Origin of the sequence: Mesorhizobium sp. CO1-1-11 (assembly GCF_020164995.1) — a bacterium.
GTDB classification, from domain to species: Bacteria; Pseudomonadota; Alphaproteobacteria; order Rhizobiales; family Rhizobiaceae; genus Mesorhizobium; species Mesorhizobium australicum.
The window spans coordinates 331,025-356,150 of sequence record NZ_JAIUHE010000002.1; the positions used below are offsets into that span (position 1 = coordinate 331,025).

Here is a 25,126-nt window from a genome sequence, read left to right on the forward strand (position 1 = left end):
CAGAAGGTAACAGAAACGTGTACAACGGGTTTCCGGGCGGCAAAGCCTTCCGTTGAGAGACCTTCGTCGCGGTGGGACGCGATTATCGATGTGGGGGTTACATCGACTGAAAGTCTCTGATGAGCGGATGCCTGCCGCCCGGAAACCTGAGGACCGACAGGTCCGTGTCGAAGATTTCAGATTTTGGACGGCTGCCACGCGGCTCGGCCCAAACGCTGATCCTTCCCACCCCTCCCGTCAGACCAATCCTTCAACTCGCTTTCACCCGCCTGGTCTCCGCGGGCTTCTGCCGACTACTTCGCGGGCTCGCCGGCCGTAGCGTGACCGAAGATCGACGGCCAGCCACGCGCGACGCCCGTATCGACCGTAACAGAGGCGCTCATGCCGGTGCGCAGCGCCATCTTGGCGTCGGGGTCGGTCAGTTCCAGGCGCACCGGGATGCGTTGGGTGACCTTGACCCAGTTGCCGGTGGCGTTCTGGGCGGGCAGCAGCGAGAAGTCCGCGCCGGTGCCGGCACCGATAGCCCTGACCGTCGCCTCGAAGGTCCTGCCCGGATAGGTATCGACCACGATCTCCGCCTTCTGGCCCGGCTTCATGTTGGTCAGTTGGGTTTCCTTGAAATTGGCGTCAACCCAGGTGTCGCCGGTCTCGACCAGCGCAAACAACGGTGTGCCGGAGCCGACATACTGGCCGACCTTGAAGGACGCGGCTTGATAGACGACACCATCGGCAGGCGCCTTCACGGTGGTCTGCTCCAGATCATAGGCAGCCTTGTCGCGCGCCGCGAGCGCCGACATCACCGTCGGATGCTTGTCGGTTTCGATGTCCGGGTTGCCGCCGAGTGCCGCCTTGGCGCTGATGATGCCTTGCTCGGCAACAGCCAGTTGCTGCCTGGCTTTGTCGAGATCGTTCTTGGCCTGATCCAGCGACGACTTGGCGTTGATGCCCTTCTGGGCAAGATCGGCGGCGCGATCGAATTGCGACTGCGCATAGTCGACCTCGCTGGCAGCGGACTTCTGCTGCGACAGCGCCTGGCTATAGGCCGCGCGCAACTGCTCGACATTGAGGCGCGCGGTAGCAACCGCGGCGTCCGCCTGGGCGAGCGCGATCCGGTAGGGTTCGGGGTCGATGGCGAACAGGAGATCGCCCTGCTTGACCGTCTGGTTGTCCGTTATGGCGACCTGGACGATACGACCGGCCGTATCAGAGGCGATCGACACCTTGGCCTGCTGCAGATTGGCGTTTTCCGTTTCCTGGTAGCGCCCGCCCGTCACCCAGACATAGCCGCCGCCGATGATCAATGCCGCCGGCAAGGCGAACATCAAAAAGAAGCGGCCGATGCGGCGCTTCTTCTTCGGCGCCGGCGCGGGTTGCACGGGAGGAGCGACCGCGACCGGGGTTGATGCCGGCTGGACCGGCGCTTCCATCTCCACCTTGGGAGCGTTTTCTTCTACCTTGGCTACCGCGTTCATGCTGCCGCACCTTCCGCACTCTTGATCTTTTCAAGCGACGAAGCTTCGCTGTCCGTCAGATTTTGCACGATTACATCCAGCGCCCGGATCAGAATGCGCCGGTCTTCCGGCGAAACGCCGCTGAGCGATTCCTCATAGACCTCGCCAGCAAGGCTCTTGACGTCCGCATAAGCCGCATTCGCCTTCTCGGTCGGGAAGATCATGCGCACGCGCCGGTCGGTCGCGTCGGAGCGGCGTTCGATCCAGCCGCCCTCCTCCATCCGATCGACCAGGCGTGAAACGCTGATCGGCTCGATTTCGAGCAGTTCGGCGAGCCGCGCCTGTGCAACGCCCGCCTCCTTGGCAACGCGGACCAGAAGCCGCCATTGCGCCGAAGACAGGCCGAGCCCGCTGGCGCGCGCCTCGAAGCGCTTGCGCATCAGGCGTTGCACGTCGTGGATCAAAAATCCCAATCTATCGATGCCATCTGAAACCATGAGCGATACATATAATAAGCGTGCTTACTATTCAAGATGCCACTTCGCTATGAAAGCCGGCAAATGCGGATGGCGGACACAGGCGTGTGGTCAATCGCTGTCGCGCGCGACCAGTTCCAGCGGCCAGACCTCCCTGATGGTCTGCGGCCCCGTGGGCCCGGCGAAAGCGGGCAGCGAGGCGAGCAGGATTTCGCCGAGCCGCCGTCCCATCGGCTCCAATGCCGGGCGGAAAGCGGTCAGCGCCGGGGAGAAATAGCGGCAGAGCGGCGTATCGACGATGACCATCACCGCGATGCCCTGACCGGGCATGATCCCCATCTCGGCAAGCGCCTTGCAGCCGCCGAGCGCCATCGCGTCATTGTTGAAGATGATCGCTGTCGGCGGATCCTTCGAGCGCATGACTTGCGGCGTCACCGCGTAGCCGCCGGCTTCGTTGATGAAGCCGTCGGCGATCAGCTCGGGATCGATGTGGATGCCGTGCCGCCGCAGCGCCTTGCGATAGCCGTCAAGAAACAGATAGCCGAAGTTGAGGTCGAGTGACGGCCGGATGGCGGCGATGCGGCGGTGGCCGCGTGCAACCAGGCGGTCGACTGCGTCGGCGCCCGCCTTCTCGAAATCGAGGTCGAGCGAGGGATAGGTCTCGTCACCGGACTGGCTTCGGCCAAGCGTCGCAAAGGGAAAGCCGGCCCTGCTGAGATAGTCGATGCGATCGTCCTCACGCCGGGTCCAGGCCAGCAGCACGGCATCGGCGCGGCGTGTCTCGACGACCCGTCGCAGGCGCTCCTGCTGATAATCGGCGGGCGCGCCCATGACGATGATCAGGTCGAGCCCGTGCTCGGCCAGTGCCGCTTGCAGCCCGCTCAGGAACGGAATGAAAAACGGCTCGCCATATTGCTGATCGCCCGGGTGGGGCTGCAGCATGAACGCGACGGCATGGGTGGTGCCTCGGCGCAGGTTCCTGCCCGACTGGTTGGGTGAATAGTTGAGCAGGCGGGCCGCATCGAGCACGCGCTGCCGCGTCTCGGCATTGACATCGGCGCGCCCATTGAGCGCGCGCGACACCGTGCCGATCGAAATATTCAAATGACGCGCAAGATCGTGAATGCTGGATGCCAAGACCAATCCCCTTCCGTTCCCGCTAACATTAGCGGACCTCGCGGCCAAGGCCACTCAGACGAACGGCCCACAAATCCGGTTGACATTCTACGCCTTCGGGTGTGTCATCGTAAACGTTTACGGAAGGACCGTGAATGCCAACCGGGAGGGGTTGGCGGAGGAGCGCCGGATGCTGCATGTCGTCCTGGTCGGGTGCGGAGCCATGAGCAAAACGTGGCTCGAGGCCGCCCGTCAGTCCCCTGAAATCAGGATTGCCGGTCTCGTCGACCTCGACGCCGACAGGGCACGCCAGCGAGCCCGCGAATACGACCTTGCCGGGGCCGCGATCGGCACCGATCTCGACGTCATTCTGAATCAGACCAAAGCCGATGCGGTGTTCGACGTGGTCGTTCCGGCCGCCCGCCGCGAGGTGGCCAATTCGGCCTTTGCCCATCACTGTCACCTGCTGACGGAAAAGCCCCTCGCCGACAGTCCGGCCAACGCCCGCGCCATCGTCGACGCCGCGCGGCGCGCCGGCCGCGTCCACGCCGTCGTTCAGAACCGCCGCTATGTCGCCAATGTCCGGCGCATCCGCCGCTTTCTGGATTCAGGCGCCATCGGCGCGCCGACCAGCATCCACGCGGATTTTTTCGTGGCGCCGCACTTTGGCGGTTTTCGCGAAGAGATGCGCCACGTGCTGTTGCTCGACATGGCGATCCACACCTTCGATGCCGCTCGCTACATGGTCAACGGCGAACCTGCCGATGTCTATTGCCAGGAATGGGAGCCGGCCAATTCCTGGTATCGGCAAGGGTCGTCGGCAAGCGCCACTTTCGGGCTCGGCCGAAACAGGATGTTCACCTATCGGGGCAGCTGGTGCGCCGACGGCTTTCGCACCAGTTGGGAGGGCAGCTGGCGTATCGTCGGTGAGCGCGGCAGCCTGATCTGGGACGGCCATGACGAGGTGAAGGCGGAAGTCGTGCTGCCGGAGCGCGAGGGCCTGATCGACAAGGTCGGGCCGGTGACAGTGCCTCCCCTCGATCCGTCCGACCGTATCGGCGGGCATCTCGGCGTCATTGCCGACTTCGTGCAAGCCGTGGAAACCGGCACCGCGCCGGAGACACGGGGCTCGGACAACATCAAGAGCCTGGCCATGGTCTTCGCGGCGATCGAGAGCGCCGAGACCGGTCGTCGCGTGAACATCGCATCGCAGGAAGGATGACCATGCCGAACCCGCTTCTCGACATCAGGATCGGCACCATGGTGCGGGCCAATCTAGAAGACCCGGCCGCCTATATCAGGCAAATCCTGCCGCTCGGCTTCGAGAGCATCCAGCCCTTCTTCTGGCAGACGCTCGGCGGCAAGGATCTGGCGCGGCTCGCCGGAGAGATTGAAGAGGCGATCGGCGATGCCGACGTGACCGTCAGTTCGATCGGCGTGTTCGGCAATCCGCTCGAGAGCGGCGACACCGATCGCGGCGTGCTCGAGGCCTGGAAAACGGTCATCGACAACGCCCATCTGTTCGGCACCAGGCTGGTCAGCGGTTTTACCGGCCGCATCCGCGGGAAACCGCTGACCGACAGCCTGCCGCGCTATCGCGAGGTCTGGGGCGAACTGGCCAGACGCGCCGCCGACAAGGGCGTGCGCATCGCCTTCGAGAATTGCGCCATGGACGGCAATTGGGCCGGCGGAGACTGGAACATCGCCCACAATCCGGATGCCTGGGAGCTGATGTTCAACGAATTGCCCAACGACAATCTCGGTCTCGAATGGGAGCCCTGCCACCAACTCGTCTACCTGATCGATCCGATGCCGCAGATCCGCAAATGGGCGCACCGCATCTTTCATGTCCACGGCAAGGACGCCACTGTGCGCTGGGACGTCATCCGCGAGCACGGCGTGTTCGGCCGCTTGCCCTTCGTGCAGATGCGCACGCCCGGTTTCGGCGATAGCGACTGGACCCGGGTTATCAGTGAACTCAGGCTGGCCGGGTACAAGGGCGCCATCGACATCGAAGGCTGGCACGACCCGGTCTATCGCGGCGACCTCGAGATCACCGGGCAGGCACGCGCCCTGGAGTATCTCAAACTATGCCGGGGAGGTGCGAGCTACCTGCCAAATCCGGCGTGAGGATCGGTCGGCGGGAGGAACCGGCCGCAAGTGGCATTGCCAAAGCAATCGTTCAAAGGCCCCTCGGGTGACGAGGAAAACAATGGGAGGAACGTGCATGAGCATCGCGATCAGAACGACACTTCTGCGCACGACCGTCGTGGCGGCAGCCACGGCGCTTACCGCTGCAATCTTCACCTTGCCGGCGCAGGCGCTCGACGCCCAATGGTGCAAGGACGTCCACATCCGCTTCTTCGTCGGCGGCGCCGAGGGCGACGCCTTCGGCACCATCGTCTACAATGGCGCCAAGCAGGCGGCGGCCGATCTCGGGCCCAAGGTCGACTACATCTTCTCCCAGTGGGACGCGGAGAAGATGGTGCAGCAATTGCGCGAAGCGGTCGCGGTCAAGCCCCAGGGCATCGCCATGATGGGCCATCCGGGCGACGCCGCGATCATGCCGCTCGCCGAAGAGGCGCATAAGGAGGGCATCAAGATGATGTACCAGAACGTCCCGGTGCCGAAGGTGACGGCGGCGTTCGGTGGCGGCTATGTCGGCGCGCAGCAGGAACAGCAGGGCCGTGCACTCGGTGCCGAAGCGTTCAAGCTCGGTAAGCTGAAGGCCGGCGACAAGGCGATCATGATCGGCCCGTTCGAGAACGAGAGCCGCGGCGCACGTGAGCGTGGCACGGTGGCGGCCTTGAAGGAGGCGGGCGTCGAAGTCATCCAGCTGTCGTCGCCGCCGAGCGGCGAATGGGCTTCCGACCCCAATCTGGCGATACCGGTGCTTACGGCAGCGCTGCTCAACAATCCTGATGTCAAGGCCGTCGGCTATCCCGGCGGACAGATGCTCGGCAATGTCGCCACCTACATGCAGGCAGCTGGCAGAAAGCCTGGCGATATCTTCAACTTCGGCTTCGACACCAGCCCGCAGATCGTCGAGGGCTTCAAGGGGGGCTGGGTGCAATTGACGGCCGACCAGCAGCCATTCCTGCAGGGCTATCTGCCGATCCTCAGCCTGTGCCAGCAGGTGGTGCTGGGTCTGGCGCCGATGAATGTCGACACCGGCGCCGGTTTCGTCACGCCCGAAAATTACGAGATCGTCGCAGAACTCGCCAAGCAGGCGCTGCGCTGACCTCCCAAGCCGCCGGCCGGGATCAGGCCCCGGTCGGCGGGGCAGCCGGCGAGAAGGCTGGCGCCAGACAATCAAGCGAGGATGCTATGGCCGAACGTCTCATAGAACTGCGCGATATCGCTAAGTCCTACGGCCATGTCTACGCACTTGGCGGGGTCAATCTCAGCGTCGATCGCGGCGAGGTGGTCGGCCTCATCGGCGACAACGGCGCCGGCAAGTCGACGCTGATCAAGATCCTCTCCGGTGTGGTCAAGCCGACCAGCGGCGAGATCCTCATCCGCGGCAAGCCGGTGACCGGATGGAATGCGGCACGTTCGCGCGAGGCCGGCATCGAAACGGTGTTCCAGGACCGGGCGCTGGCCGTGCAGCAGACGATCGTCCGCAACATCTTCATGGGCCGCGAACTCACCGGCCCTTTCGGCTGGCTGAAGGTCGGCAAGGAAATCGAGGAAGCGAGCCGGCTGATGCGCGAGATCGGCTTCACCTCGAAAGTGTTCACGCCGCATTCGATCGTCGGCCAGCTTTCGGGCGGTGAACGCCAGGGCGTGGCGATCGCGCGCGCCATCTACAAGCAGGCGGAACTGATCGTCCTCGACGAGCCGACGACGGCGCTGTCTCTGACCGAGACCGCCAAGGTCTTCCATTTCGTGCGCCAGGTGCGGGCGAGCGGCCGCTCGATCCTGTTCATCGGCCATAACATCCATCATGTCTTCGACATCGCCGATCGCTTCGTGGTGCTGGATCGCGGCAAGGTCGCGCTCACCGCCGATCGCAGCGAGGTCAAGTCGGCCGAAGACCTCATCAACTTCATGGAAGACGTCGCGCATCCGGGCGGGTTGGCCGGGCTGCACGACACCGGCGACGCGGAGCAGAGAGCACGATGAGCAAGACCATGGAGCCCGATCTGCACGAGCCGTCGGCCGGCATTTCCCGCCAAGGCAGTTCCCAGAACGAGTGGAAGCACCCGTCCGATCACTGGATGCGCGGCTTCATCCTTGACAACCGCGCGTCGCTTGGGACGCTCGGCGTGTTCGTCGTCATGATGGCGGTCTTCATGATCGCCAACCCGACGGTCTTCACAACCTGGTATCTCTACAGCGCCGTGCTCACCACGCTTCCCGTGGCGCTGTTCGTGGTCGTGCCGCTGGTCTTCGTCGTCACCTGCGGCGAGATCGACCTGTCGTTTCCCGCGACGATGGGTTTTGCCTCCTGGGTCTTCGCGCTGGTGGTGCAGGCGGGCTATGATCCGTTCCTCGGCATTGCGGCGGCGCTGGTCACCGGCACGCTGCTCGGCTTCCTCGTCGGGTCGCTGGTGGTCTATGGCGGGCTGTCGTCACTGATCGCCACGCTCGGCATGAATTTCCTGCTGCGCGGCCTGATTCAGATCATCAATGAGGGCAGATCGACTTCGCTGACCAGCCTTGCCGACAGCTGGGCCTACAGGATCTTCTCCAGCCAGGTCCTTGGAATTCCGGTGCAGATCTTCTGGGCCATCGCCTTCGTCGTCCTTTCGGCGATGCTCTACAACCGCCACCGCTTCGGCGCGCAGGTGAAGGTGGTCGGTGATAACCCCGACAGTGCCCAGCAGATGGGCATCGACGTCAAGCGCGTGCGGGTGAAAGTGTTCGTCTTCGTCGGCATCGGGGCCGCGATCGCCGGCACGTTCTCGGTAATGATCAACTTCACCTGGTGGCCAACCGCCGGCGACGGTTATCTCTTGCCGGTGCTGGCCTCGGTGTTCGTCGGCGGCACGCCGACCTGGGGTGGCATCGGCACCGTGGCCGGCGGCGCGATCGGCGCCGTCACGGTGTCGTTTATCCAAACTGGCGTCGTGGCGGCTGGGCTCAGCGGCTTCTACGTCCAGTTCTTCAATGGGCTGATCATCATCCTTTCGCTGCTTGGCCACAAATGGAACCAGGCGCGTTACCGCTGAACCAGTCGGCCGTTCAACGGCGATTTGCCGGTCATCCGAGCCAACGATAGACGACGGGCCGCGCGGACGACACCGCGCGGGCCCGATCGCCTATTTGCGCGATGCGCAATTTCGATCAAGCTGGCCGGGCAACGAGGCGCCAGAGTGAGGACGCCACATGCGAGGAACACATGAACCCGACCGAGAAGGCGCTATGGTTTGTCGAAAGCCACCTGCCGGAGGCTGTTACGCTCGACGACGTGGCCCAAAGCAGCGGCGTATCGCGCTTTCATGTGACGCGCGCCTTCGGCGCCGCCACCGGCCGCTCCGTCATGGGTTACATGCGCTCGCGCCGGCTGACCGAGGCGGCGCGCAGGCTGGCCGGCGGGGCGCCCGACATCCTGTGCGTCGCGCTCGACGCCGGCTACAACTCGCATGAGGCATTCACCCGGGCCTTTCGCGACCAGTTCGGCACCACGCCGGAACTGGTGCGCGCGCAAGGTTCGACTGAGACCCTCGACCTCGTGGAGCCCATCCTGATGGACAATTCGCTTTTGACCACACTTGAACCACCGCGCTTCGAGACCAGCCGGCCATTCCTCATCGCCGGACTGGGCGAGCGCTACAGTTGTGAGTCCAGCGCCGGCATTCCAATGCAATGGCAGCGCTTCGCTCCCCATATCGGCCACATCCCCGGGCAAGTGGCCGGCGTTTTCTACGGCGTCTGCCTCAATGGTGACGATGCCGGCAATTTCGATTATGTCGTCGGCGTCGAGGTGCGCGACTTCGCCGATCTGCCGAAGGAGTTCCAACGGGTGCGGGTGCCGGCGCAGAGATACGCCGTTTTCACGCATCGCGAACACATCTCGACCATCCGGCGAACGATCAATACGATCTGGAACAGCTGGCTGCCGGCATCCGGCCATGAGGTTGCCGATGCGCCGGAATTCGAGCGCTACGGGCCTGAATTCGATGCCCACACCGGCAATGGCGGGCTGGAGATCTGGGTGCCCGTCAAGGCATGACGCGCTGCTACAGCTCCAGTTCCCAGTTCTGGCCGACCAGATCCTTGCCGAAGGAATGGTGAGGCTCTTCCTCGATCAGCCTGAAACCGGCCGCCTGGTAGATGTGCCGGGCGGCGGTCAGAATATCGTTGGTCCATAGGGTCAGCGTCCTGTACCCCCTGGCGCGGGCAAAGCCGATGCATTCCTCGACCAGGCGCTTGCCGATGCCGAGCCCCCGTGCCGAAGGTTCGACATAGAGCAGCCTGAGCTTGGCCACCTGATCCGACTTGCGCACGACGAAGACCGAGCCGACGACCTCGCCTTCGCGCTCGGCGATCCAGCCGCGCTCCCATTTCGGATCGTAGGATTTTACGAACGCCGCGAGGATTTCGGCGACCAGCGCCTCATAGGTTTCGTCCCAGCCATAATCCTGCGCGTAGAGCATGCCTTGCCGGCGGATGATCCAGCCAATGTCGCCGACCTGCGGCGGCCGCAGCAGATAAGGGATTTTGGGCTCTGCACCGGCGTCCAGCAGACGCTGCACGGTCCGCATGGACTTGACCAGCCGGTCCTGCTCCGACGCAGGCAGACGATCGAGCAGCGCCGCGACCTGATCGTGCGAAGCCTGGTTCAGCGGCGCGAAGGCGTTCCTGCCCGCCGGCGTCAGCGCGATCGACGATTGCCGAGCGTCCGAAGCCAGCGTGGCCCTGGAGATGAGGTGAAGGCGCTCGAACTTCTTCAGCAAACGGCTGACATAGCCGGCGTCGAGACCGAGATCGCGCCCGAGATCGGTCGCTGTCAGTCCGTCACGATGCGCCAGTTCGTAGAGCACGCGTGCCTCGGTCAGCGAGAAGGCGCTCTTCAGCAGCCCTTCATCGAGCAGTCCGATCTGGCGGGTGTAGAAGCGGTTGAACGCCCGCACCGCATCGATCAGGCCTTTGTTGGGCACAGCCTTGTCTGGCTGATGGTGGATTGTCATGCGAGTCATCTCCTGCTGGCACAGGATCGATCATTTACTTGACGGAGTCAACCATTAGGGAAGGCGCCCGAGATGCTTACATCATCGGCAACACCGGCCAGCGGTCGACGATCCTGCCACCGGAAAGCACCGCGATCGATCCGAACTGCTGCAGCACGGCCTCGCTCTGCGTGGGCCGCAGGAACGCATAGTCGCCGGGCCTGACGACGGCCTGGGCGAGCAGACCCATGAATTGCTGGTTGGAAGACAGGCCAAGCAGGCCGTTTGTCGTCATGCCTTCGGGAAACACCGGTTCGGCCATCCACTTGCCGCCATAGAGATAGCAGCCCTTGCGCGGAAACCGGCCCAGCGCCTGCAGCAAACGCGAGACCGCCGGCGGGCCAGGCAGCATCGGCTCGACCACTTTCAGGATTGGCGTTGCGATGAAGGCCGCCGGCTGGAAGCCATCAAGGCCGGGCGTGTCGAAATCGACGGGCAGCACGAAGGCCGAGCCCATCGACACTTCATTGGCAATGCCGCCATGATGAAGCAGCGCGGTCTTGCTGCCGCCAATGTTCAGGACATGGCGCTGGTCCTCGCCGAGGAGCGCGACGAAAGCGGCGGCCTGTTCGGAGGCTTGCGCCAACGCCTTGGCCGGTCCACCGAACAGGCCGGGTATGTGCGGCGCATGCGCCTCATAGGCCATGACGCCTTCGCAGCGCAGCCCTTTGTGGGTAGGCAGCGCATTCAGCGCCCGCGACAGGGCCGCCGGTTCGGCAAAGCCGCCTCGATGCAGTCCGACATCGATTTCGAAAGCGATGCGCAATTCGGCGCCGAGTTCGTCGGCGAGCGCGCCATATTCCGCCAGCCTCTCCTGGGTGTCGATCAGCCAGCAGACGCGCGACCAGACTGCATCGCCTCTAGAAAGCACCGCCCTTGCCGCGCCAACCGGCATCGGTTTGCCATACAGCAGATCCGCATCCGGAAACGCCCTCAGCACCGCCTCGGTGATCGGCGGATGGAAGGTCATGAGGCGGTGGGTTCCAAGCGCCTTGCCGATATGGGAGAGCAGCGGCAGGCAAGCGAGCGACTTGTCGACCAAACGGACGGCAAGACTGGGGTCAAGCCGCTTCTTCACCAGGGCAATGTTGCCATCCAGCCGATCGAGGTCGAGCAGCAGGCAGGGTTGGAAAATGTCCGCCTCTCTCAGCGCATCCGAAAGCGTGGCGAAATACGCCTTCATGGCTGGATGCCGAAAGAACTGGGTTCGATGCCGAACAGGTCGGCCATATAGGGTGAGACGAAGCGGTTTTGCGGATCGATGTCGCGGCGCACCGCCATCGCATCGTCCCAGCGCGGATAGAGCTTTTTCAGGTCGGCCGCTTTCAGGCTGTGCATCTTGCCCCAGTGCGGCCTGCCGCCATATCCGCGGAAGATCGGCTCGGCCGCGCGCATGAACGGCAACGGATCGTTCGCCGCGTCATGGTGGATGGCGATGGAACAGGTGAGCCTTTTGTGGAAAGGGGAGAGCCAGAATTCATCCGATGCCACCGACCGCACTTCCATCGGGAAATAGACTTCCGGAAAATGCTTCTCGGTCAGTTCGATGATCTCGGCCAGCGCCTTCGGCCCCTCCTCGAACGGAAGGTGATATTCCATTTCGTTGAACCTGGTCTGCCGGTCGCTGGCATAGACGTTGAGCCAGTCCTGCACGTAATCCTCGGCCGGCACCTTGGCGACCGCGCCCAGGATCAGCCTGCGGCGCAGCGAGGGCAGCCAGGCAAGCCCGGTGCGCAGGCGGCGCAGCGTGCGCAGCGAGCCCTCGTCATCGTCGGTGGGGCGCGGGGTGGTCGCCTCGGTGCTGAAGTCGCTGGCGATGAACTGCGCGTAGCCTGAAAATGGGATGTAGTAGAATTCGGCCGACCGGTGCTCGCTCATCATCGTTTCGAAATCGCGCAGCATGTCGGCTATCGGCAGCACCCATTTGCGGCGCCGCAGCCGGTAGGTCGCGATGTTGTTCAACGTCACTTCGCTGAGCACACCGAAGGCGCCAAGCGCAACGCCGATCGCATGGATCGTTTCCTGATCCCCTTCCCGCTTGAAGTCGCGGACCTTGCCAAGCCCGTCGACGATCTGCACCGTTTCCAGCTGTGTGTGATACGCGCCCAGCGTAGGCCCCGAGCCATGGGTGGCCGTGCCCAGCGCGCCGCCAATCGCCTGGCGGTCGATGTCGCCCATATTGGGCAGGCCCTGGCCGATGCCTTGCAGCATGTGCATGAGCGGACCAAGCCGCGTCCCCGCTCGCACGCACGCCTGATGTTTTTTCGCGTCATGCGCAACCAGCCCTTCCAGCTTCTCCAGCGACAGGATGGTGCCTTGGGACTTCACCAATGGCGTGAAGGAGTGACCGGCGCCGACGACGCGGACCGGGCCGGGTGCGGTGCGAATGAGATCGCCGAGTTCGCCGGCATCTGCCGGACTGGCAAGCAGCCGCGGCTCGGCGGTGACAAAGCCGGACCAGTTGCTCCAGCTGTTCGACATGGGGCTCACGCAATCGCGCGGCGACGCCGCGCCGCCAGGACAAACAGGCCGAGCAACGCCACGCTGGCGACAGCACTTGCGGCGGCGAACTCGGGAACCGGGCGAAACTCCTTGCCGTCGATGAGCAGCGACGCCGCGACCGGTCCGATCGCCAGGCCGAAAAGCTGGGCGGCCGGCACCAGCAGCACGGCGGTGCGGGTCTCGTCGGCGGTGATCGCCAGCCGGATCTGGTAGGGCACGATGAACAGCAGGATAAAACCCATGATCAGGGCGACGACCCAGAACATCGTGAGGCCGGGCCCGCTGGCAAGCACGAGCGAGGCGACAAGCGCGACGAGGCCGATCGCCGTGATGGCAAGGCGATAGTCGATGCGCGCCTCGAACACGGTCGCCGTCATCGCGCCCAGCACCTGCGCCGCGAGGCTGGCCGAGACGATCAGCCCGACGGTGCGGCCATCGATGCCGAATTGGGCGCCAAGCGGCTCAAGAAAGGCCCATACGGCGCCGAAGAACATGAAGTAGCAGAAGACCGACAACAGCGCGGTGATCGAGGGAACCGTCAGCACATTGGCGAGGTTTTCGTCCTTCGGCAGATCGGCATAATCGGCGGGGACAGCAAAGGCCACCACCAGCGACGCGACGCAGACGACGGCAAGAACGAGGAAGCCGCCCGCCGACCCGGCGGCTGGAATGACATAGAGCGCCAGCACCAGGGCAAGAGCGCATTGCGCCAGGGTTTGCATGGTGACGAAATAACCGCCGATGCGTTCGGCGCGCCGCGAACGGGCAATCAGTTCGGTGGCGACCGCGACAAGGCCGCCTTCGGCAAGGCCGGCCAGCGTGCGGGCCGCCATCAGCGTGTTGGCGCCGGCGGCATAGGCGGTCCACACATTGGCCAGCGCCAAGAGCAGCAGGAGGACGGCACTTTTCCAGCGCATGTTGTGGGCGGAAAGCAGCATCGCGACGATCGCCGAACCGATGGCGATGGCGATCATCTCGGCGGTGGCGACCAGCGCCAGTTCGTCGCCGCTGACATGGCCCTCGGTATAGAGGGCGCCGAGCAGGACGGGCTGCAGACCGAGAATGAGCAGGCCGACCGACCCGATCCACAGGGCCGAGGCGAGCTGCCCGCCGCTGGGATTGCCGACCAGCCAGTCGCCTTCGCCCTGAAGAGCAGCGCTTGTCGAAGCCATAGGCGCCTCCCAACGTCCTTGCCGCACGGCAAAAAAGCTGACAGTCTGTCAGCATTCCAGAAACTGATACTTGATCATATTTCTTGTCAACCGGAATTTGGGAACTCGTGCGAAAGATCGGTGCATGACGCAAGCAAGTCGAACGATCACCGAGCCCAGGCGCAGGCCCAAGCAGGAGCGCAGCCGCGAGCGCATCGACGCCATCCTGTCGACCACCATGCGGCTGATCGGCGAGAAAGGCATCGACGCCGTCACCATGAAGGAGGTCGGCATGCTGGCGGGCGGGCCGATCGCCACCGTCTACCACTACTTCCCCAACAAGTCGGCGATCCTGGCGATGCTCTATGAGCGGTTCTCGGAGGTCAGCCGTGCCAGGTTGGCGGCGATCGTCGCCGATGTCCGCGAAGCCAAGGACGTCATCGCCGCGTCCGATCGGCTGCTTGACGACTACCTCAGCCGGGTCGCCGGCGATCCGGCCATCCAGGATCTGCAGAACGCCATCCAGGCCGACAAGGCGCTGAAGAATCTCGACATCGCCGAAACCCGGCATCAAGCCAAGATGTTCTGCGACCACGTCATCGCCTTGCTCGAGCCGGAAAAGCACGAGCAGTTCGAACGCATGGTTCTGCTGATCTTCCAGCTCGCCGGCGGCGTTGTGCGCCTGGCGCTTGCGCAAGGCGAAGTGGAAAGCCGCCGGACCATCGAGGATTACCGATCGATCATCCACACCCAGTTGCGGCTGTTTCTTTAGCGACCGGCAACCGGGGGCCTATCTCGCCCGGCGGATGAGGCCTTCGAAACCATCGGCCAGGTCGGAAGCGCCGGCCGCGAACATCTTCACCAGGTTCTGCGGGCGGCCGGGCGTCTTGTTGGCATCGAGGAGAACAGCCCTGCCCTCATGCATGACGAAATCGAATTTCCCATAGTCGAAGCCGAGTTCACGCCGCCGTTCGCGCAGTTCGTCGGGAACAGCGGCGGGCTCGCGCCGGATCGTTTCCGATGCCTTGACCAGGCTGTTTGGCGAGACGTAGCGGGTGCAGCGCTCGCGCTCTCCGCAAAACACCCAGAAGCGCACCGCAAAGCCGTCAGGTTCTTTTTCCGGGATGAACTTTTCCACGACCAGATCATCGCGATCGAGGACGCCATCGGGAACGTCGTCCCGGGATTGGTAGACCTCGTAGGACGGCATGGCTGGCACGTGCGCAAAGGGTGCCGGTTGGCCGGCACGCCTCGACCGCCGATTGAGCCGTGTCTCCGGAATGCCCTGGTTGTTGAGATTGCTTTTGATGATGACCGGGCCCAGCCAGCCGTCGCCCTCGGCCAGAAGCGCTCCGCTTACCCGCCGTTTCGATATGTCGGCGGCCCCGACATTGAGGCATAAGGGAAAACGCCGCGCATAGTCGAGATAATCTGCCGGCGTCGTTGTCGCATCGACGTGCAGAACCGCGACATCGGCGCTGGATTGTCCGGAGAGGCCAGGCTGAATCCGGACCGAATGGCCCCGCCTCTTCAGGTCCTCCAGAATATCGAAAAGCATGTAACGGCTATTCCGGCGCAGCAGAAGGCCGCCGCGACCCAGGAACCGGTCATGCTCATGCGTTATGACAATGATGCGCGCCACCAGCTAACCCCTTGGCTTCCATCCCCACTTCCATTAAGCGGCTCTAATCAATCAATGCCAGACTTTCCTGGGCTCCAACGGGTCTGCATGACGAATCATTGGGATAGTTATCATCGGCACTGGAAGCTCCTGGACGCCCCGCTCCGGCCGACGCCGGAAACCGTCGGCATATTCGAGCGCGAACTCGATCTCGGAAATGCCGATGTCCTTCTGCTTGGGGTGACACCTGAACTGGCGGTTCTAGGCAGATCGATGTTGGCGATCGATCAATCGGCTGCCATGATTTCCGGCGTATGGGCCGGCGACAACACCTCGCGAAGGGCGATGGCCGGCAACTGGCTTGACCTCCCGGTCGAGCGGGAATGTTTCGACGCGGTCATCGGCGACGGCTGCCTGTCGGCGGTCGATACCAAGGCCGCGCGCGGTTCGCTGTTCGGTGAAATCGCAAGGGTGCTAAAGCCTGGCCGGCGTGCGGCGATCCGCGTGTTCGCTCGGCCGGAAACCGCGGATGACCTGCGCGGCATCGAAGTTCTGGTCCTGGCCGGCGGAATCGAGAATTTCCACGCGCTCAAATGGCGGATCGCCATGGCGTGCACGACTGGCGACTGCGACAGCAGCGTCGATGTGCAAGCGATCCGTGCGGCATTCGACAAGCTGTTTCCGGATCGGGAGGCCCTTGCCGCGCGCACCGGATGGAGCATGGCATCCATCAACACGATCGACGTCTATGCGGGCTCCGAAACGAGGTACAGCTTCGCGACGCTGGCCATGCTGGAGGATGAGGCGCGAGATTGGTTCGACCAGGTGCGCGTTGTGCCAAGCGGCAGTTATCCCCTGGCGGAACGTTGCCCGCTCCTGGTGCTCGGTTCGGCCAAGCTTCGATAAGTTCATCGCCATCGTACCAAGAGGCGCTCGGCGCGCCTTGACTCTGGCAGGTCGGCGGCCTATTTCAGCGCCACGTTAGCACTCGCCTTTGGTGAGTGCTAACTATGTGTCCGGCGCCGCCGGACGGAGGAACTGTTTCTCACCGTTCTCATCGAGGAAGAAAAAATGGCAAAGTCGAAGTTCCGCCCGCTTCATGACCGCGTGGTCGTTCGCCGGGTCGAATCCGAATCCAAGACCGCCGGCGGGATCATCATCCCGGATACGGCGAAGGAAAAGCCGCAGGAAGGCGAGATCATCGCCGTCGGCTCCGGCGCTCGTGACGAAGCTGGCAAGCTGGTCCCGCTGGACGTCAAGGCCGGCGACCGCATCCTGTTCGGCAAGTGGTCGGGCACCGAAGTCAAGCTCAATGGCGAAGACCTTCTGATCATGAAGGAATCCGACATCATGGGCATCATCGGCTGATTATCGGCCTCACCCTCAACTTGAATTTTTCGGGCTCTATCCGAGCCCCTGCCAGGAGCTAAAACATGGCTGCCAAAGACGTAAAATTCTCTCGCGATGCCCGTGAGCGCATGCTGCGCGGCGTCAACATCCTCGCCGACGCGGTGAAGGTCACGCTCGGTCCCAAGGGCCGCAACGTCGTCATCGACAAGGCGTTCGGCGCCCCGCGCATCACCAAGGACGGCGTCACCGTCGCCAAGGAAATCGAGCTTGAAGATAAGTTCGAGAACATGGGCGCGCAGATGGTCCGCGAAGTTGCTTCGAAGACCAACGACATCGCCGGCGACGGCACCACGACCGCGACCGTTTTGGCGCAGTCGATCGTCCAGGAAGGGCACAAGTCGGTTGCGGCCGGCATGAACCCGATGGACCTGAAGCGTGGCATCGATCTGGCCGTCACCGAAGTGGTCGCTGCTCTCGGCAAGGCCGCCAAGAAGATCAAGACCTCCGAGGAAGTTGCCCAGGTCGGCACGATCTCGGCCAATGGCGACGAGTCGGTCGGCAAGATGATCGCGGAAGCGATGCAGAAGGTTGGCAACGAAGGCGTCATCACGGTTGAGGAAGCCAAGACCGCCGAGACCGAACTCGAAGTCGTCGAAGGCATGCAGTTCGACCGCGGCTATCTCTCGCCCTATTTCGTGACCAACGCCGACAAGATGGTTGCCGAGCTGGAGGACGTCTACATCCTCCTGCACGAGAAGAAGCTCTCCAACCTGCAGGCGATGCTGCCGGTCCTCGAAGCCGTCGTGCAGACCTCGAAGCCGCTGCTCATTATCTCGGAAGACGTCGAAGGCGAGGCGCTCGCCACGCTGGTCGTCAACAAGCTGCGTGGTGGCCTGAAGATCGCCGCCGTCAAGGCGCCGGGCTTCGGTGATCGCCGCAAGGCCATGCTGGAAGACATCGCCATCCTGACCGGTGGCCAGGTCATTTCGGAAGACCTCGGCATCAAGCTCGAGAATGTCGGCCTCAACATGCTCGGCCGCGCCAAGAAGGTGTCGATCTCCAAGGAGAACACCACCATCGTCGACGGCGCCGGCAAGAAAGCCGAGATCCAGGGCCGCGTCGCCCAGATCAAGCAGCAGATCGAGGAGACCACCTCGGACTACGACAAGGAGAAGCTGCAGGAACGTCTGGCGAAGCTCGCCGGCGGCGTTGCGGTGATCCGCGTCGGCGGTGCGACGGAAGTCGAAGTCAAGGAAAAGAAGGACCGCGTCGATGACGCCCTCAACGCGACCCGCGCGGCCGTGGAAGAAGGCATCGTTGCGGGCGGTGGCGTTGCCCTGCTGCGCGCTTCGGCCAACATCAAGGTGACAGGCGTCAACGCCGACCAGGCCGCCGGCATCAACATCGTTCGTCGTGCGCTGCAGGCTCCGGCCCGCCAGATCGCGGCCAACGCTGGTGCGGAAGCCTCGATCGTTGCCGGCAAGATCCTTGAGAACAAGGGCGCGACCTTCGGCTACAACGCCCAGACCGGCGAATATGGCGACATGATCGTCATGGGTATCGTCGATCCGGTCAAGGTCGTGCGCACGGCCCTCCAGGACGCGGCCTCGGTCGCCGGCCTGCTCGTCACCACCGAAGCCATGATCGCCGAAGCTCCGAAGAAGGATTCGGCTGGCGGCGGCATGCCTGGCGGCATGGGCGGCGGCGGCATGGGCGGCATGGGCGGCATGGACTTCTAAGAAGTCCATAAAGCACGCCCATGAATCCAAGTTGCTCAAGCCCGCAAGCGGGCTTGAGCGGCGGCATGGACTTCTAGTCCACGCTTCCATCTGCATTCAGCTACCGAAGGGCGGCCCTCGAGGTCGCCCTTTTCTTTTCGTCTTGAGGCTGGTGCTCCACCGCAGTCAGTTGGGACTAGCGGTCAGACAGCGGTAATCTCCGCCCGCTGTGCCACCTTGCCGGCGAGCACGGCCTGCTCGATAAGGATGGCCACCTCATCGGCCACTACGTTGAGCGATGAGCGGTCCCGGGTGGCGCGGGCAATCACCATTAAGCCTTCCAGCGAAGACTCGACCAGCAGCGCCAGCGCCTGCGCGCGACGCTCGGGCACCCCTGCCCTGACGAAAGCCTCACGCAGCAAGCCGATCCACTGTTCGAAGGCAGAGCGGCACAGTTCGACAAGGTCGGGCACGTCGCCTGGCGAGTCCAGCACGACCGGCGCGACCGGGCAGCCGAGTGAGAACTCATTGTCTTCCAGCATGCGTCCTACCGACTGATAGATGTGATGGACGGCGACCGCAGGGTCGCGTTCGGCGGCCAAAGCCTCACCCAGCCGCTCGCTTACCTCGGCGACGCTGGCGCGAGTCACCTCGACGACCAGCTGATCCTTGCCACCTGGGAAGTGGAAATAGAGCGAGCCGCGCGGCGCGCCGCTGGCGCTCAGAATGTCGTTGAGCGACGTGCCGTGATAGCCGCGCCGCCGCAATAGCAGTGCCGTCGCCTTGATCATCCGCGTGCGTGTGTCTGTCGCCATGTCACCCCCTGTCAGGAGCGCGCATTATAGGGCTTGCCTGTAATAGGACAATCGGTCTACATAATATGTAGATCGGTCTATATATTTTGGAGATGGGGATAGTTTGAGTATCCACGGGAAGGGCGAGACGGAGCCCGGTGCGCGCGGAAGCCGTCGGAGCGCGTGAGCCTTCATTTCATCAAGCAGAGGAGAGACAGCAATGACAATTCGCGAAGCATCGGCCGAATGGCACGGCCCGCTCAAGGAAGGTTCCGGACGGCTCAGGCTGGGCAGCGGCGTGTTCGAGGGCGCCTACTCGTTCCCGTCCCGCTTCGAAAACGGCCCCGGCACCAATCCGGAGGAACTGATCGCGGCCGCCCATGCCGGCTGCTTCTCGATGGCGCTCACCGCCGTCCTCGGCAGTGAAGGTCATGTCGCAAGCGACATCCACACGACCGCCAAGGTGCATCTGGGCGCCACCGCGGCCGGGCCGACGATTACCCGCATTGAATTGGAGACGGAGGCGAACGTCCCCAGGCTCCCCGCCGCCGACTTCGAGCGGCTGGCGCAGTCGGCCAAGGCGGGATGCCTCGTCTCGCGGGCGCTGGCCGGCGTCGCCATGATCACGCTGAAAGCGAACCTCATAGGTCACTGAACGGAAGGAGAAATCGCTTGACCCAGGAATTGATCATCGACATCAACACGGCCAACCGCTCCGGCGAAACGGCTGAAATCATGCGGCGCTACAACGATGTGTTCCAGCGTCACGATCCCTCGGCTCTCGACGATCTGGTGGCGCAGCACTGCGTGATCGAGAACACCACGCCGGCGCCGGACGGCGCGCGCCGCGCCGGCAAGGCAGCCTGCGTCGAGCTGTGGTCGGCGATCGCCACCGCACCCGGGACGCGCTTCGACCTCGAAGAGACTTTCGTGGCCGGCGACCGCGCCACGATCCGCTGGCGCTACTGGATGGCCGACGGCAATTCGCTGCGCGGCGTCAACCTGATGCGCGTCGCGGACGGGCGGATCGTCGAGGCGATGGGTTATGTCAAGGGCTAGACTAAGCCTCGATCACCTATCCGCCAGCGCCAGCTTGGCGCCGAGCATGACGAAGGCGCCGGCAAAAGTCCGGCGCATCCAGGTCAGCACCATTGGCCGCGACACGACATGGCTGCGGATCGACGCCGCGAAGATGCCGTAGCCGACAAAAACCACGAAGGTCAAAAGCATGAAGACCGAGCTGAGCTCCAGCATCTTCGACAGTGCGTTGGTTTCCGTGGTGCTGACGAATTGCGGCAGGAAGGCGAAGAAGAAGATCGACAGTTTCGGATTGAGCACGTTGACGAGGATGCCGGTGGCGATCACCTTGCCGGCCGAGCGAGGCGCGACATTGTCGTCGACGCTCAGGCCGCCTTTTTCCTTCAGCGTGTTCCAGGCCATGTAGAGCAGATAGGCGACGCCCAGATATTTCAGCGTCTCGAAAGCGACAGCACTGGTGTGCAGCAGCGCCGCCAGGCCGGTGATGGCGGCCGCCATATGCGGGATGATGCCGAGCGTGCAGCCGAAGGCGGCAATGATCGAGGCCCGCGCACCACGCGAAAGCCCGGCGCTCAGCGTATAGAGTACGCCGGTGCCCGGCGAAGCCACGACGATCAGCGACGTCAACAGAAATTCGATGCTCACGATGATTTCCTCCGGCGCCCTACCCTGACGCAGCCTAGCCAGCAAGCGGGGTGCGCACAAGCGACAGCCATTACAGCATGTCGCGCCGACAGAATTCGCCGACCCGCTGTAAGCTTCTGATCTTATGCTTGTCGTGGTCCCGGAACCGAGAACACTTCCGGGCGACATGCATTCGCCGCTAGCAAGCGGCCGCTAAGAGGTGGAAAATCCGAGCGCCCGGCGCGCCATCAGGCACTCGTCGTCGCCAGGCATGCAGGCGCGGCAGACATCCGGGCGCAGGTCATAGATGGTGCAGGCGGTCGACTTGCCGACCTCGCCGGACAGGGCCGAACAGCGCACGCCGTCACAGCGCATGCCCGACAGGTCGGCCGCCACGTATTTTTCCGGGATGCGGTCGAGCTGCGCATCGTCCTCTGTCGAAAAGCGCGGCCACTCGGCTGAATAGGAACAGCACGCGCCGCAGCTCTGGCAATCGAACATAGGAGCGATGCCTGGTTGTGCCGACGGCAGGCTGGTCGTGGCTGCCTGGGCAAACGGCACCGCCGCGGCGAGATTGCGATCGGCGTCCCGCGGCAAGGCGCTACTTCTTCTTGCCGGTCTTGCCCTTCGGTGCATCCGCTGGCGACTTGAACAGATCGGTCGCTGCCTGGTCGGCGGCGGCGGCCTTCGGCGCGGCAACCGGCTTGGCCGGCTTTGCGGCGGGAGCCGGCGCTGCCGGCTGATCCTTGGCGGAGAATTTTATGGCCATTTCAATCCTCGTCGGCGAAACGCGATGATGGTGCGCGCGGATTGCGCAAGCGGCCGATCAACGCCGAAACCGCCGTGATGTTCATTTCCTCGGGCGACCAGTTCCTGGCTTCCGCGATGTGGTGCGCGGCCAGCTCACGATGCGTGCTGCCGCTATAGGCGGCATCCTGATAGGTGACACGCTCATGGGTCTTGGCGTCTTCGCGGACATATTCGATGAGGTAGTTCGGGCACTCGGCCCGGCCGCGCACGCCGACGCGCACCTGGGCATCGCCATGGGCGCGCTTGCAGCGTTCGAGCTTTTCCAGCACGCGCCGGACATATTCGACCGGCTTGTCCAGGGTCTCGACCATGTCGGCAATGGTCGCATCGGCCGCGATTGGCGTTTGCGGTACGCGCTTGGTGGCCATCAGCGTTTTCCGGCTCGTTTCGGCAGCGCCGCGAGTGCCGCCGCTGCCGCCATCTCGTCGGCCTCCTTCTCCAGCCGCAGCTCGCGCAGGCGCGCGGTCTTGGCTTCCCGCGCTTCGCTGACGGCATCGCGCTCGGAAATGATGCGGTTAAGCGACATCGACTGTGTTTGCGTCTTGCTGAACAGCGACACGGCCGGATCGACGGCTGTCTTCGAATGGGCGGTCAAAATCTTTCTCCTGTCAGGAGCCTGGTGCCGATAGGACGAGACCGGGTCTTCGGTCGGGACCATGCACAAAGCGATGCGGCAGCGGATACAAGATGCTGGAGCGTCCCTTAGCACGTTCAGCTCAATGCGCAGCGCATTTTCGGCGGCAACAAGCGTAAAATGAAAAAGGCCAGGCACCGCCTGACCTTCCCTGGGAGCGCCGCGCATCCAACTGGATGCGCAAGGCTAGCTCCTGATGGGCAGCACAGGCCGTGGAAACTCAGGTTCCCGTGGCCATGCGCCCCAATTCGCCGTTCACCAGTGCCAGTACATCCGTGGTCACCGGGGCGGCTGAATTCTTTCTTCAGGCCGCCTTCAACTGGTCGGCGGACATCTTGCCCGACTTGTTGTCGCGGACCATCTCGTAGCCGAGCTTCTGGCCCTCGACGATGTCGCGCATACCGGCGCGTTCCACGGCCGAGATGTGGACAAAAACGTCGGCGGAGCCGTCGTCAGGCTGAATAAAACCAAAACCCTTGGTGGCGTTGAACCACTTGACTGTGCCGGTGCTCATGACGAACCCTTTCCATGGCAAATATTCGTTCGCCGTCATGCGGATGCACAACGCCGTTTGTCTCGATTTTTGATGTGGGAAGTTCGTCAAAGGCGCGCCCGGAAGCGCGGATAACAAAAGTCAGTCAAACAAATATCGACGACTTTCTTCTACGCGTGTTTCAGACCCCTGTCAAATGTTGCGCCATCGATCCGAGAATTCGACGGCTGGAAGTGGGTCATCTGGCCAACGTCCATGGTCAACAAGCGCCCGCACCTGAGCGTTGCGGGCGGCCGCTCAGCGTTCCTGGTCGGTCGGTCTGATGACGATCTCGTTGACGCTGACGCGCGCCGGCTGACCGACGGCATAGAGGATGGCGGCGGCGACATCCTCGGCGGTCAGCGCTTCCATCGTGGCGAGGCGCTGGTCCAGCCCCGCCTTCGAGGCAGCGTTGGTGATATGGTCGCCAAGCTCTGTGCGCACCAGGCCCGGCTCGATCACGGTGACGCGAACCTTGTCCGCATAGACTTCGCGCCGCAGTGATTCCGAAAAACCGACGACACCAAATTTCGTCGCCGCGTAGCCGCTGGCACCGGGATTGGCGACGCGGCCGGCGACCGACGAGACATTGACGATATGGCCCTTGGCAACCTTGAGATGCGGCAGCGCCGCCTTGGTGACGCCCATCAGCGCCAGCAGGTTGAGTTCCACCATATGGCGCCAGTCGTCGAGCGTTGCCTCCGCTGCCGGCGAGAGCAGCATCACGCCGGCATTGTTGACGAGGATGTCTAGCTGACCCCATTCCGCCACCACCTTCCCGACCATGGCCGCGACATCGTCATTGCTGGTGACGTCGGCCTCGATGCGCAAAGCCGTTCCGCCGATTTTTTCGATGCGGGCGGCCAGAGCTTCGAGCCTATCGACCCGACGGGCGGCGACGGCGACCCTTGCCCCGGCAGCAGCCAGTGCCGCAGCCGTCGCCTCGCCAATGCCCGAGGAGGCGCCGGTGACGAGAGCCACCTTGCCAGCAAGCATAGAAGAAACGGCCATTGCAACATCTCCAAAGGGCGCCGCGCCAATGCTCCTAGATAGGCCGTCCCGATAAATGGGGAAGGCCACTTCGCAGACAGGTCCTATTCATCCGGCCCCGGCTCCGGCCACGGCTCCTTCGCCGCTTCCGCATACCATTGGCGCATCGCCGGCAGCGCGAGGATGGCGTCGACATAGGCCCTGGTATCGGGCGCCAGATCCCCGCCATAGGTGTCGAAGCGGGTGACGACAGGCGCATACATGGCATCGGCCGCGGTGAAATGGCCGAACAGAAACGGGCCGCCCTTGCCGTGTTTCTCGCGGCACTCGCGCCACAGCACCTCGATGCGGGCGCGTTGCGCCTCGCCCTCGGCGTCGAGTGGCTTGTGGCCCTTTGGCCGCCGCAAATTCATCGGCCAGCCATAGCGGACTTCGCGAAAGCCGGAATGCATCTCGGTCGCCGCCGAACGCGCCAGCGCCCGGGCGCCGATATCGGCCGGCCAGAGCTTTTTCTCCGGAAAGAGATCGGCGAGGTATTCAAGGATGGCAAGGGTTTCCCAGACCATTCCGCCAGTGTGATTCAAGGGCTTGTGAACCAAGACAGGCACCTGACCTGTCGGCGACACTTTCGCCAGGTTAGCGGCGGTGTCGGGGGTGCGCAGCCGCACCAAGACCTCTTCGAACGGTATCTCCAGGTGCCGCATCGCCACCCAGGGCCTGAGCGACCAGGACGAGAAGCACTTGTTGCCGATATAGAGCGTGAATTCCGACATTTGTCCCCCTTGGCGGTTTGCTCCTTGCGGAGTGCGCTGGCCGGCACCCTAGCCTGCCGGCGCGGCGCCCGAAAGACACCCTGTTTCGCCGACATAAGCGGCGGCTGTTGGAACCGAAACCGTGCCGGCTCGTTTGCCAAGGCCAACCAAACCCGGGAGATGCGAAATGGTGAACAAGGATCAGGTGGCCGGTGCGGCCAAGCAGGTAAAAGGCTCGGTCAAGCAAGCCGCCGGCAAAGTAACCGGCGATAGGCAGACGCAGGCAGAAGGCATGGCCGACAAGGCCACCGGCAAGGTGCAGAAGGCCTATGGCGACGCGAAGGACAAGGTCAAGAAATCGCTTGACCGCTGAGGAAAGGGCCGCGTCGAGC

30 protein-coding genes are annotated in these 25,126 nt (G+C 63.6%); 13 read left to right on the plus strand and 17 right to left on the minus strand.

Translation table 11 applies throughout. The features are described from left to right. Positions 1 to 293: 293 nt before the first annotated feature. From LB554_RS03595 to LB554_RS03605, 3 genes are all read right to left on the minus strand, one after another. Complete coding sequence (locus LB554_RS03595) at positions 294 to 1,472, minus strand: HlyD family secretion protein (RefSeq protein WP_140617141.1); 1,179 nt, start codon at positions 1,470 to 1,472, stop codon at positions 294 to 296. Continuing rightward, the gene (locus tag LB554_RS03600; protein WP_015318373.1) at positions 1,469 to 1,948 is read right to left on the minus strand and encodes a MarR family winged helix-turn-helix transcriptional regulator; all 480 of its coding nucleotides are present in this window, start codon (positions 1,946 to 1,948) and stop codon (positions 1,469 to 1,471) included. The genes LB554_RS03595 and LB554_RS03600 overlap by 4 nt, the downstream gene beginning before the upstream one ends. Before the next feature lie 90 nt (positions 1,949 to 2,038). Further along, entirely contained in the window at positions 2,039 to 3,064 is a 1,026-nt protein-coding gene (locus LB554_RS03605) for a LacI family DNA-binding transcriptional regulator (protein WP_140661873.1), read from the minus strand. Positions 3,065 to 3,233: 169 nt separating this feature from the next. Between LB554_RS03605 and LB554_RS03610 the strand changes: the two genes are divergently transcribed. The 6 genes from LB554_RS03610 (at position 3,234) to LB554_RS03635 (ending at position 9,221) form a co-directional block, all read left to right on the plus strand. Next, on the plus strand, positions 3,234 to 4,265 hold the full coding sequence (locus LB554_RS03610; RefSeq protein ID WP_224583139.1) for a Gfo/Idh/MocA family protein: 1,032 nt from the start codon (positions 3,234 to 3,236) through the stop codon (positions 4,263 to 4,265). A 2-nt stretch (positions 4,266 to 4,267) separates the two neighbouring features. Beyond that, positions 4,268 to 5,173 (plus strand): sugar phosphate isomerase/epimerase family protein, encoded by a 906-nt coding sequence (locus LB554_RS03615; RefSeq protein WP_224583141.1) that lies wholly within the window; start codon positions 4,268 to 4,270, stop codon positions 5,171 to 5,173. Between the two features lie 97 nt (positions 5,174 to 5,270). Further along, positions 5,271 to 6,284 (plus strand): substrate-binding domain-containing protein, encoded by a 1,014-nt coding sequence (locus tag LB554_RS03620; protein ID WP_224583143.1) that lies wholly within the window; start codon positions 5,271 to 5,273, stop codon positions 6,282 to 6,284. An 86-nt stretch (positions 6,285 to 6,370) separates the two neighbouring features. Then, positions 6,371 to 7,168, plus strand: coding sequence for an ATP-binding cassette domain-containing protein (locus tag LB554_RS03625; RefSeq protein ID WP_015318378.1), 798 nt, complete (start codon positions 6,371 to 6,373; stop codon positions 7,166 to 7,168). After that, positions 7,165 to 8,217, plus strand: a complete 1,053-nt coding sequence (locus LB554_RS03630; protein ID WP_140661869.1) for an ABC transporter permease — start codon at positions 7,165 to 7,167, stop codon at positions 8,215 to 8,217. The genes LB554_RS03625 and LB554_RS03630 overlap by 4 nt, the downstream gene beginning before the upstream one ends. Positions 8,218 to 8,387: 170 nt before the next feature. Further along, positions 8,388 to 9,221 carry an AraC family transcriptional regulator gene (locus LB554_RS03635; protein WP_140661868.1) on the plus strand — a complete coding sequence of 278 codons (834 nt, stop codon included), beginning with the start codon at positions 8,388 to 8,390 and terminating at the stop codon, positions 9,219 to 9,221. Between the two features lie 7 nt (positions 9,222 to 9,228). Here LB554_RS03635 and LB554_RS03640 read toward each other — a convergent pair whose 3' ends face one another. From LB554_RS03640 to LB554_RS03655, 4 genes are all read right to left on the minus strand, one after another. Continuing rightward, on the minus strand, positions 9,229 to 10,179 hold the full coding sequence (locus tag LB554_RS03640) for a helix-turn-helix domain-containing GNAT family N-acetyltransferase (RefSeq protein WP_224583145.1): 951 nt from the start codon (positions 10,177 to 10,179) through the stop codon (positions 9,229 to 9,231). A 76-nt stretch (positions 10,180 to 10,255) separates the two neighbouring features. After that, a complete protein-coding gene (locus LB554_RS03645) occupies positions 10,256 to 11,401 on the minus strand; it encodes an alanine racemase (protein WP_224583147.1) in 1,146 nt (381 codons plus the stop codon). Then, positions 11,398 to 12,699: a D-arabinono-1,4-lactone oxidase gene (locus tag LB554_RS03650; RefSeq protein WP_224583149.1), complete on the minus strand. Its 1,302-nt coding sequence runs from the start codon at positions 12,697 to 12,699 to the stop codon at positions 11,398 to 11,400. The genes LB554_RS03645 and LB554_RS03650 overlap by 4 nt, the downstream gene beginning before the upstream one ends. A gap of 5 nt (positions 12,700 to 12,704) precedes the next feature. After that, the gene (locus LB554_RS03655) at positions 12,705 to 13,892 is read right to left on the minus strand and encodes an MFS transporter (protein WP_224583151.1); all 1,188 of its coding nucleotides are present in this window, start codon (positions 13,890 to 13,892) and stop codon (positions 12,705 to 12,707) included. A 124-nt stretch (positions 13,893 to 14,016) separates the two neighbouring features. Between LB554_RS03655 and LB554_RS03660 the strand changes: the two genes are divergently transcribed. Further along, positions 14,017 to 14,643, plus strand: coding sequence for a TetR family transcriptional regulator (locus LB554_RS03660; RefSeq protein ID WP_015318385.1), 627 nt, complete (start codon positions 14,017 to 14,019; stop codon positions 14,641 to 14,643). An 18-nt stretch (positions 14,644 to 14,661) separates the two neighbouring features. Here the strand turns inward: LB554_RS03660 and LB554_RS03665 are convergent, their stop codons facing one another. Beyond that, the gene (locus tag LB554_RS03665; protein ID WP_224583153.1) at positions 14,662 to 15,429 is read right to left on the minus strand and encodes a hypothetical protein; all 768 of its coding nucleotides are present in this window, start codon (positions 15,427 to 15,429) and stop codon (positions 14,662 to 14,664) included. On the opposite strand from LB554_RS03665, the gene LB554_RS03670 reads away from it, so the two are divergent. The 3 genes from LB554_RS03670 to groL all read left to right on the plus strand — a co-directional run bounded on the left by LB554_RS03670 (position 15,388) and on the right by groL (position 18,581). Beyond that, the gene (locus LB554_RS03670; RefSeq protein WP_224583155.1) at positions 15,388 to 16,398 is read left to right on the plus strand and encodes a class I SAM-dependent methyltransferase; all 1,011 of its coding nucleotides are present in this window, start codon (positions 15,388 to 15,390) and stop codon (positions 16,396 to 16,398) included. The genes LB554_RS03665 and LB554_RS03670 overlap by 42 nt on opposite strands. 165 nt (positions 16,399 to 16,563) lie before the next feature. Next, complete coding sequence (gene groES, locus LB554_RS03675) at positions 16,564 to 16,860, plus strand: co-chaperone GroES (protein ID WP_006203049.1); 297 nt, start codon at positions 16,564 to 16,566, stop codon at positions 16,858 to 16,860. A 65-nt stretch (positions 16,861 to 16,925) separates the two neighbouring features. Continuing rightward, positions 16,926 to 18,581 (plus strand): chaperonin GroEL, encoded by a 1,656-nt coding sequence (gene groL, locus LB554_RS03680; protein WP_224583157.1) that lies wholly within the window; start codon positions 16,926 to 16,928, stop codon positions 18,579 to 18,581. Positions 18,582 to 18,763: 182 nt separating this feature from the next. On the opposite strand, the gene LB554_RS03685 is transcribed toward groL, so the two are convergent. Next, complete coding sequence (locus LB554_RS03685) at positions 18,764 to 19,375, minus strand: TetR/AcrR family transcriptional regulator (protein ID WP_224583159.1); 612 nt, start codon at positions 19,373 to 19,375, stop codon at positions 18,764 to 18,766. A 199-nt stretch (positions 19,376 to 19,574) separates the two neighbouring features. On the opposite strand from LB554_RS03685, the gene LB554_RS03690 reads away from it, so the two are divergent. Both LB554_RS03690 and LB554_RS03695 read left to right on the plus strand, forming a co-directional pair. Further along, positions 19,575 to 20,009: an OsmC family protein gene (locus LB554_RS03690; protein ID WP_015318390.1), complete on the plus strand. Its 435-nt coding sequence runs from the start codon at positions 19,575 to 19,577 to the stop codon at positions 20,007 to 20,009. Between the two features lie 17 nt (positions 20,010 to 20,026). Next, on the plus strand, positions 20,027 to 20,413 hold the full coding sequence (locus LB554_RS03695; RefSeq protein WP_224583162.1) for a nuclear transport factor 2 family protein: 387 nt from the start codon (positions 20,027 to 20,029) through the stop codon (positions 20,411 to 20,413). A 12-nt stretch (positions 20,414 to 20,425) separates the two neighbouring features. Here the strand turns inward: LB554_RS03695 and LB554_RS03700 are convergent, their stop codons facing one another. The 8 genes from LB554_RS03700 to LB554_RS03735 all read right to left on the minus strand — a co-directional run bounded on the left by LB554_RS03700 (position 20,426) and on the right by LB554_RS03735 (position 24,755). After that, complete coding sequence (locus tag LB554_RS03700; RefSeq protein ID WP_140717603.1) at positions 20,426 to 21,037, minus strand: LysE family translocator; 612 nt, start codon at positions 21,035 to 21,037, stop codon at positions 20,426 to 20,428. A 192-nt stretch (positions 21,038 to 21,229) separates the two neighbouring features. Next, positions 21,230 to 21,517 carry a YkgJ family cysteine cluster protein gene (locus LB554_RS03705; protein WP_015318393.1) on the minus strand — a complete coding sequence of 96 codons (288 nt, stop codon included), beginning with the start codon at positions 21,515 to 21,517 and terminating at the stop codon, positions 21,230 to 21,232. A gap of 100 nt (positions 21,518 to 21,617) precedes the next feature. Next, a complete protein-coding gene (locus LB554_RS03710; protein ID WP_015318394.1) occupies positions 21,618 to 21,785 on the minus strand; it encodes a hypothetical protein in 168 nt (55 codons plus the stop codon). Between the two features lies 1 nt (position 21,786). Beyond that, on the minus strand, positions 21,787 to 22,194 hold the full coding sequence (locus LB554_RS03715; protein WP_140617157.1) for a hypothetical protein: 408 nt from the start codon (positions 22,192 to 22,194) through the stop codon (positions 21,787 to 21,789). Next, entirely contained in the window at positions 22,194 to 22,421 is a 228-nt protein-coding gene (locus LB554_RS03720) for a hypothetical protein (protein ID WP_015318396.1), read from the minus strand. The genes LB554_RS03715 and LB554_RS03720 overlap by 1 nt, the downstream gene beginning before the upstream one ends. Positions 22,422 to 22,764: 343 nt before the next feature. Beyond that, positions 22,765 to 22,974, minus strand: a complete 210-nt coding sequence (locus LB554_RS03725) for a cold-shock protein (RefSeq protein WP_010915421.1) — start codon at positions 22,972 to 22,974, stop codon at positions 22,765 to 22,767. 276 nt (positions 22,975 to 23,250) lie between these two features. Then, positions 23,251 to 24,003, minus strand: a complete 753-nt coding sequence (locus tag LB554_RS03730) for an SDR family NAD(P)-dependent oxidoreductase (protein ID WP_224583165.1) — start codon at positions 24,001 to 24,003, stop codon at positions 23,251 to 23,253. Positions 24,004 to 24,086: 83 nt separating this feature from the next. Beyond that, entirely contained in the window at positions 24,087 to 24,755 is a 669-nt protein-coding gene (locus tag LB554_RS03735) for a glutathione S-transferase family protein (protein ID WP_224583167.1), read from the minus strand. A 166-nt stretch (positions 24,756 to 24,921) separates the two neighbouring features. Here LB554_RS03735 and LB554_RS03740 point away from each other — a divergent pair, with 166 nt between their 5' ends. Continuing rightward, complete coding sequence (locus tag LB554_RS03740) at positions 24,922 to 25,107, plus strand: CsbD family protein (RefSeq protein WP_015318399.1); 186 nt, start codon at positions 24,922 to 24,924, stop codon at positions 25,105 to 25,107. Positions 25,108 to 25,126: the final 19 nt, after the last annotated feature.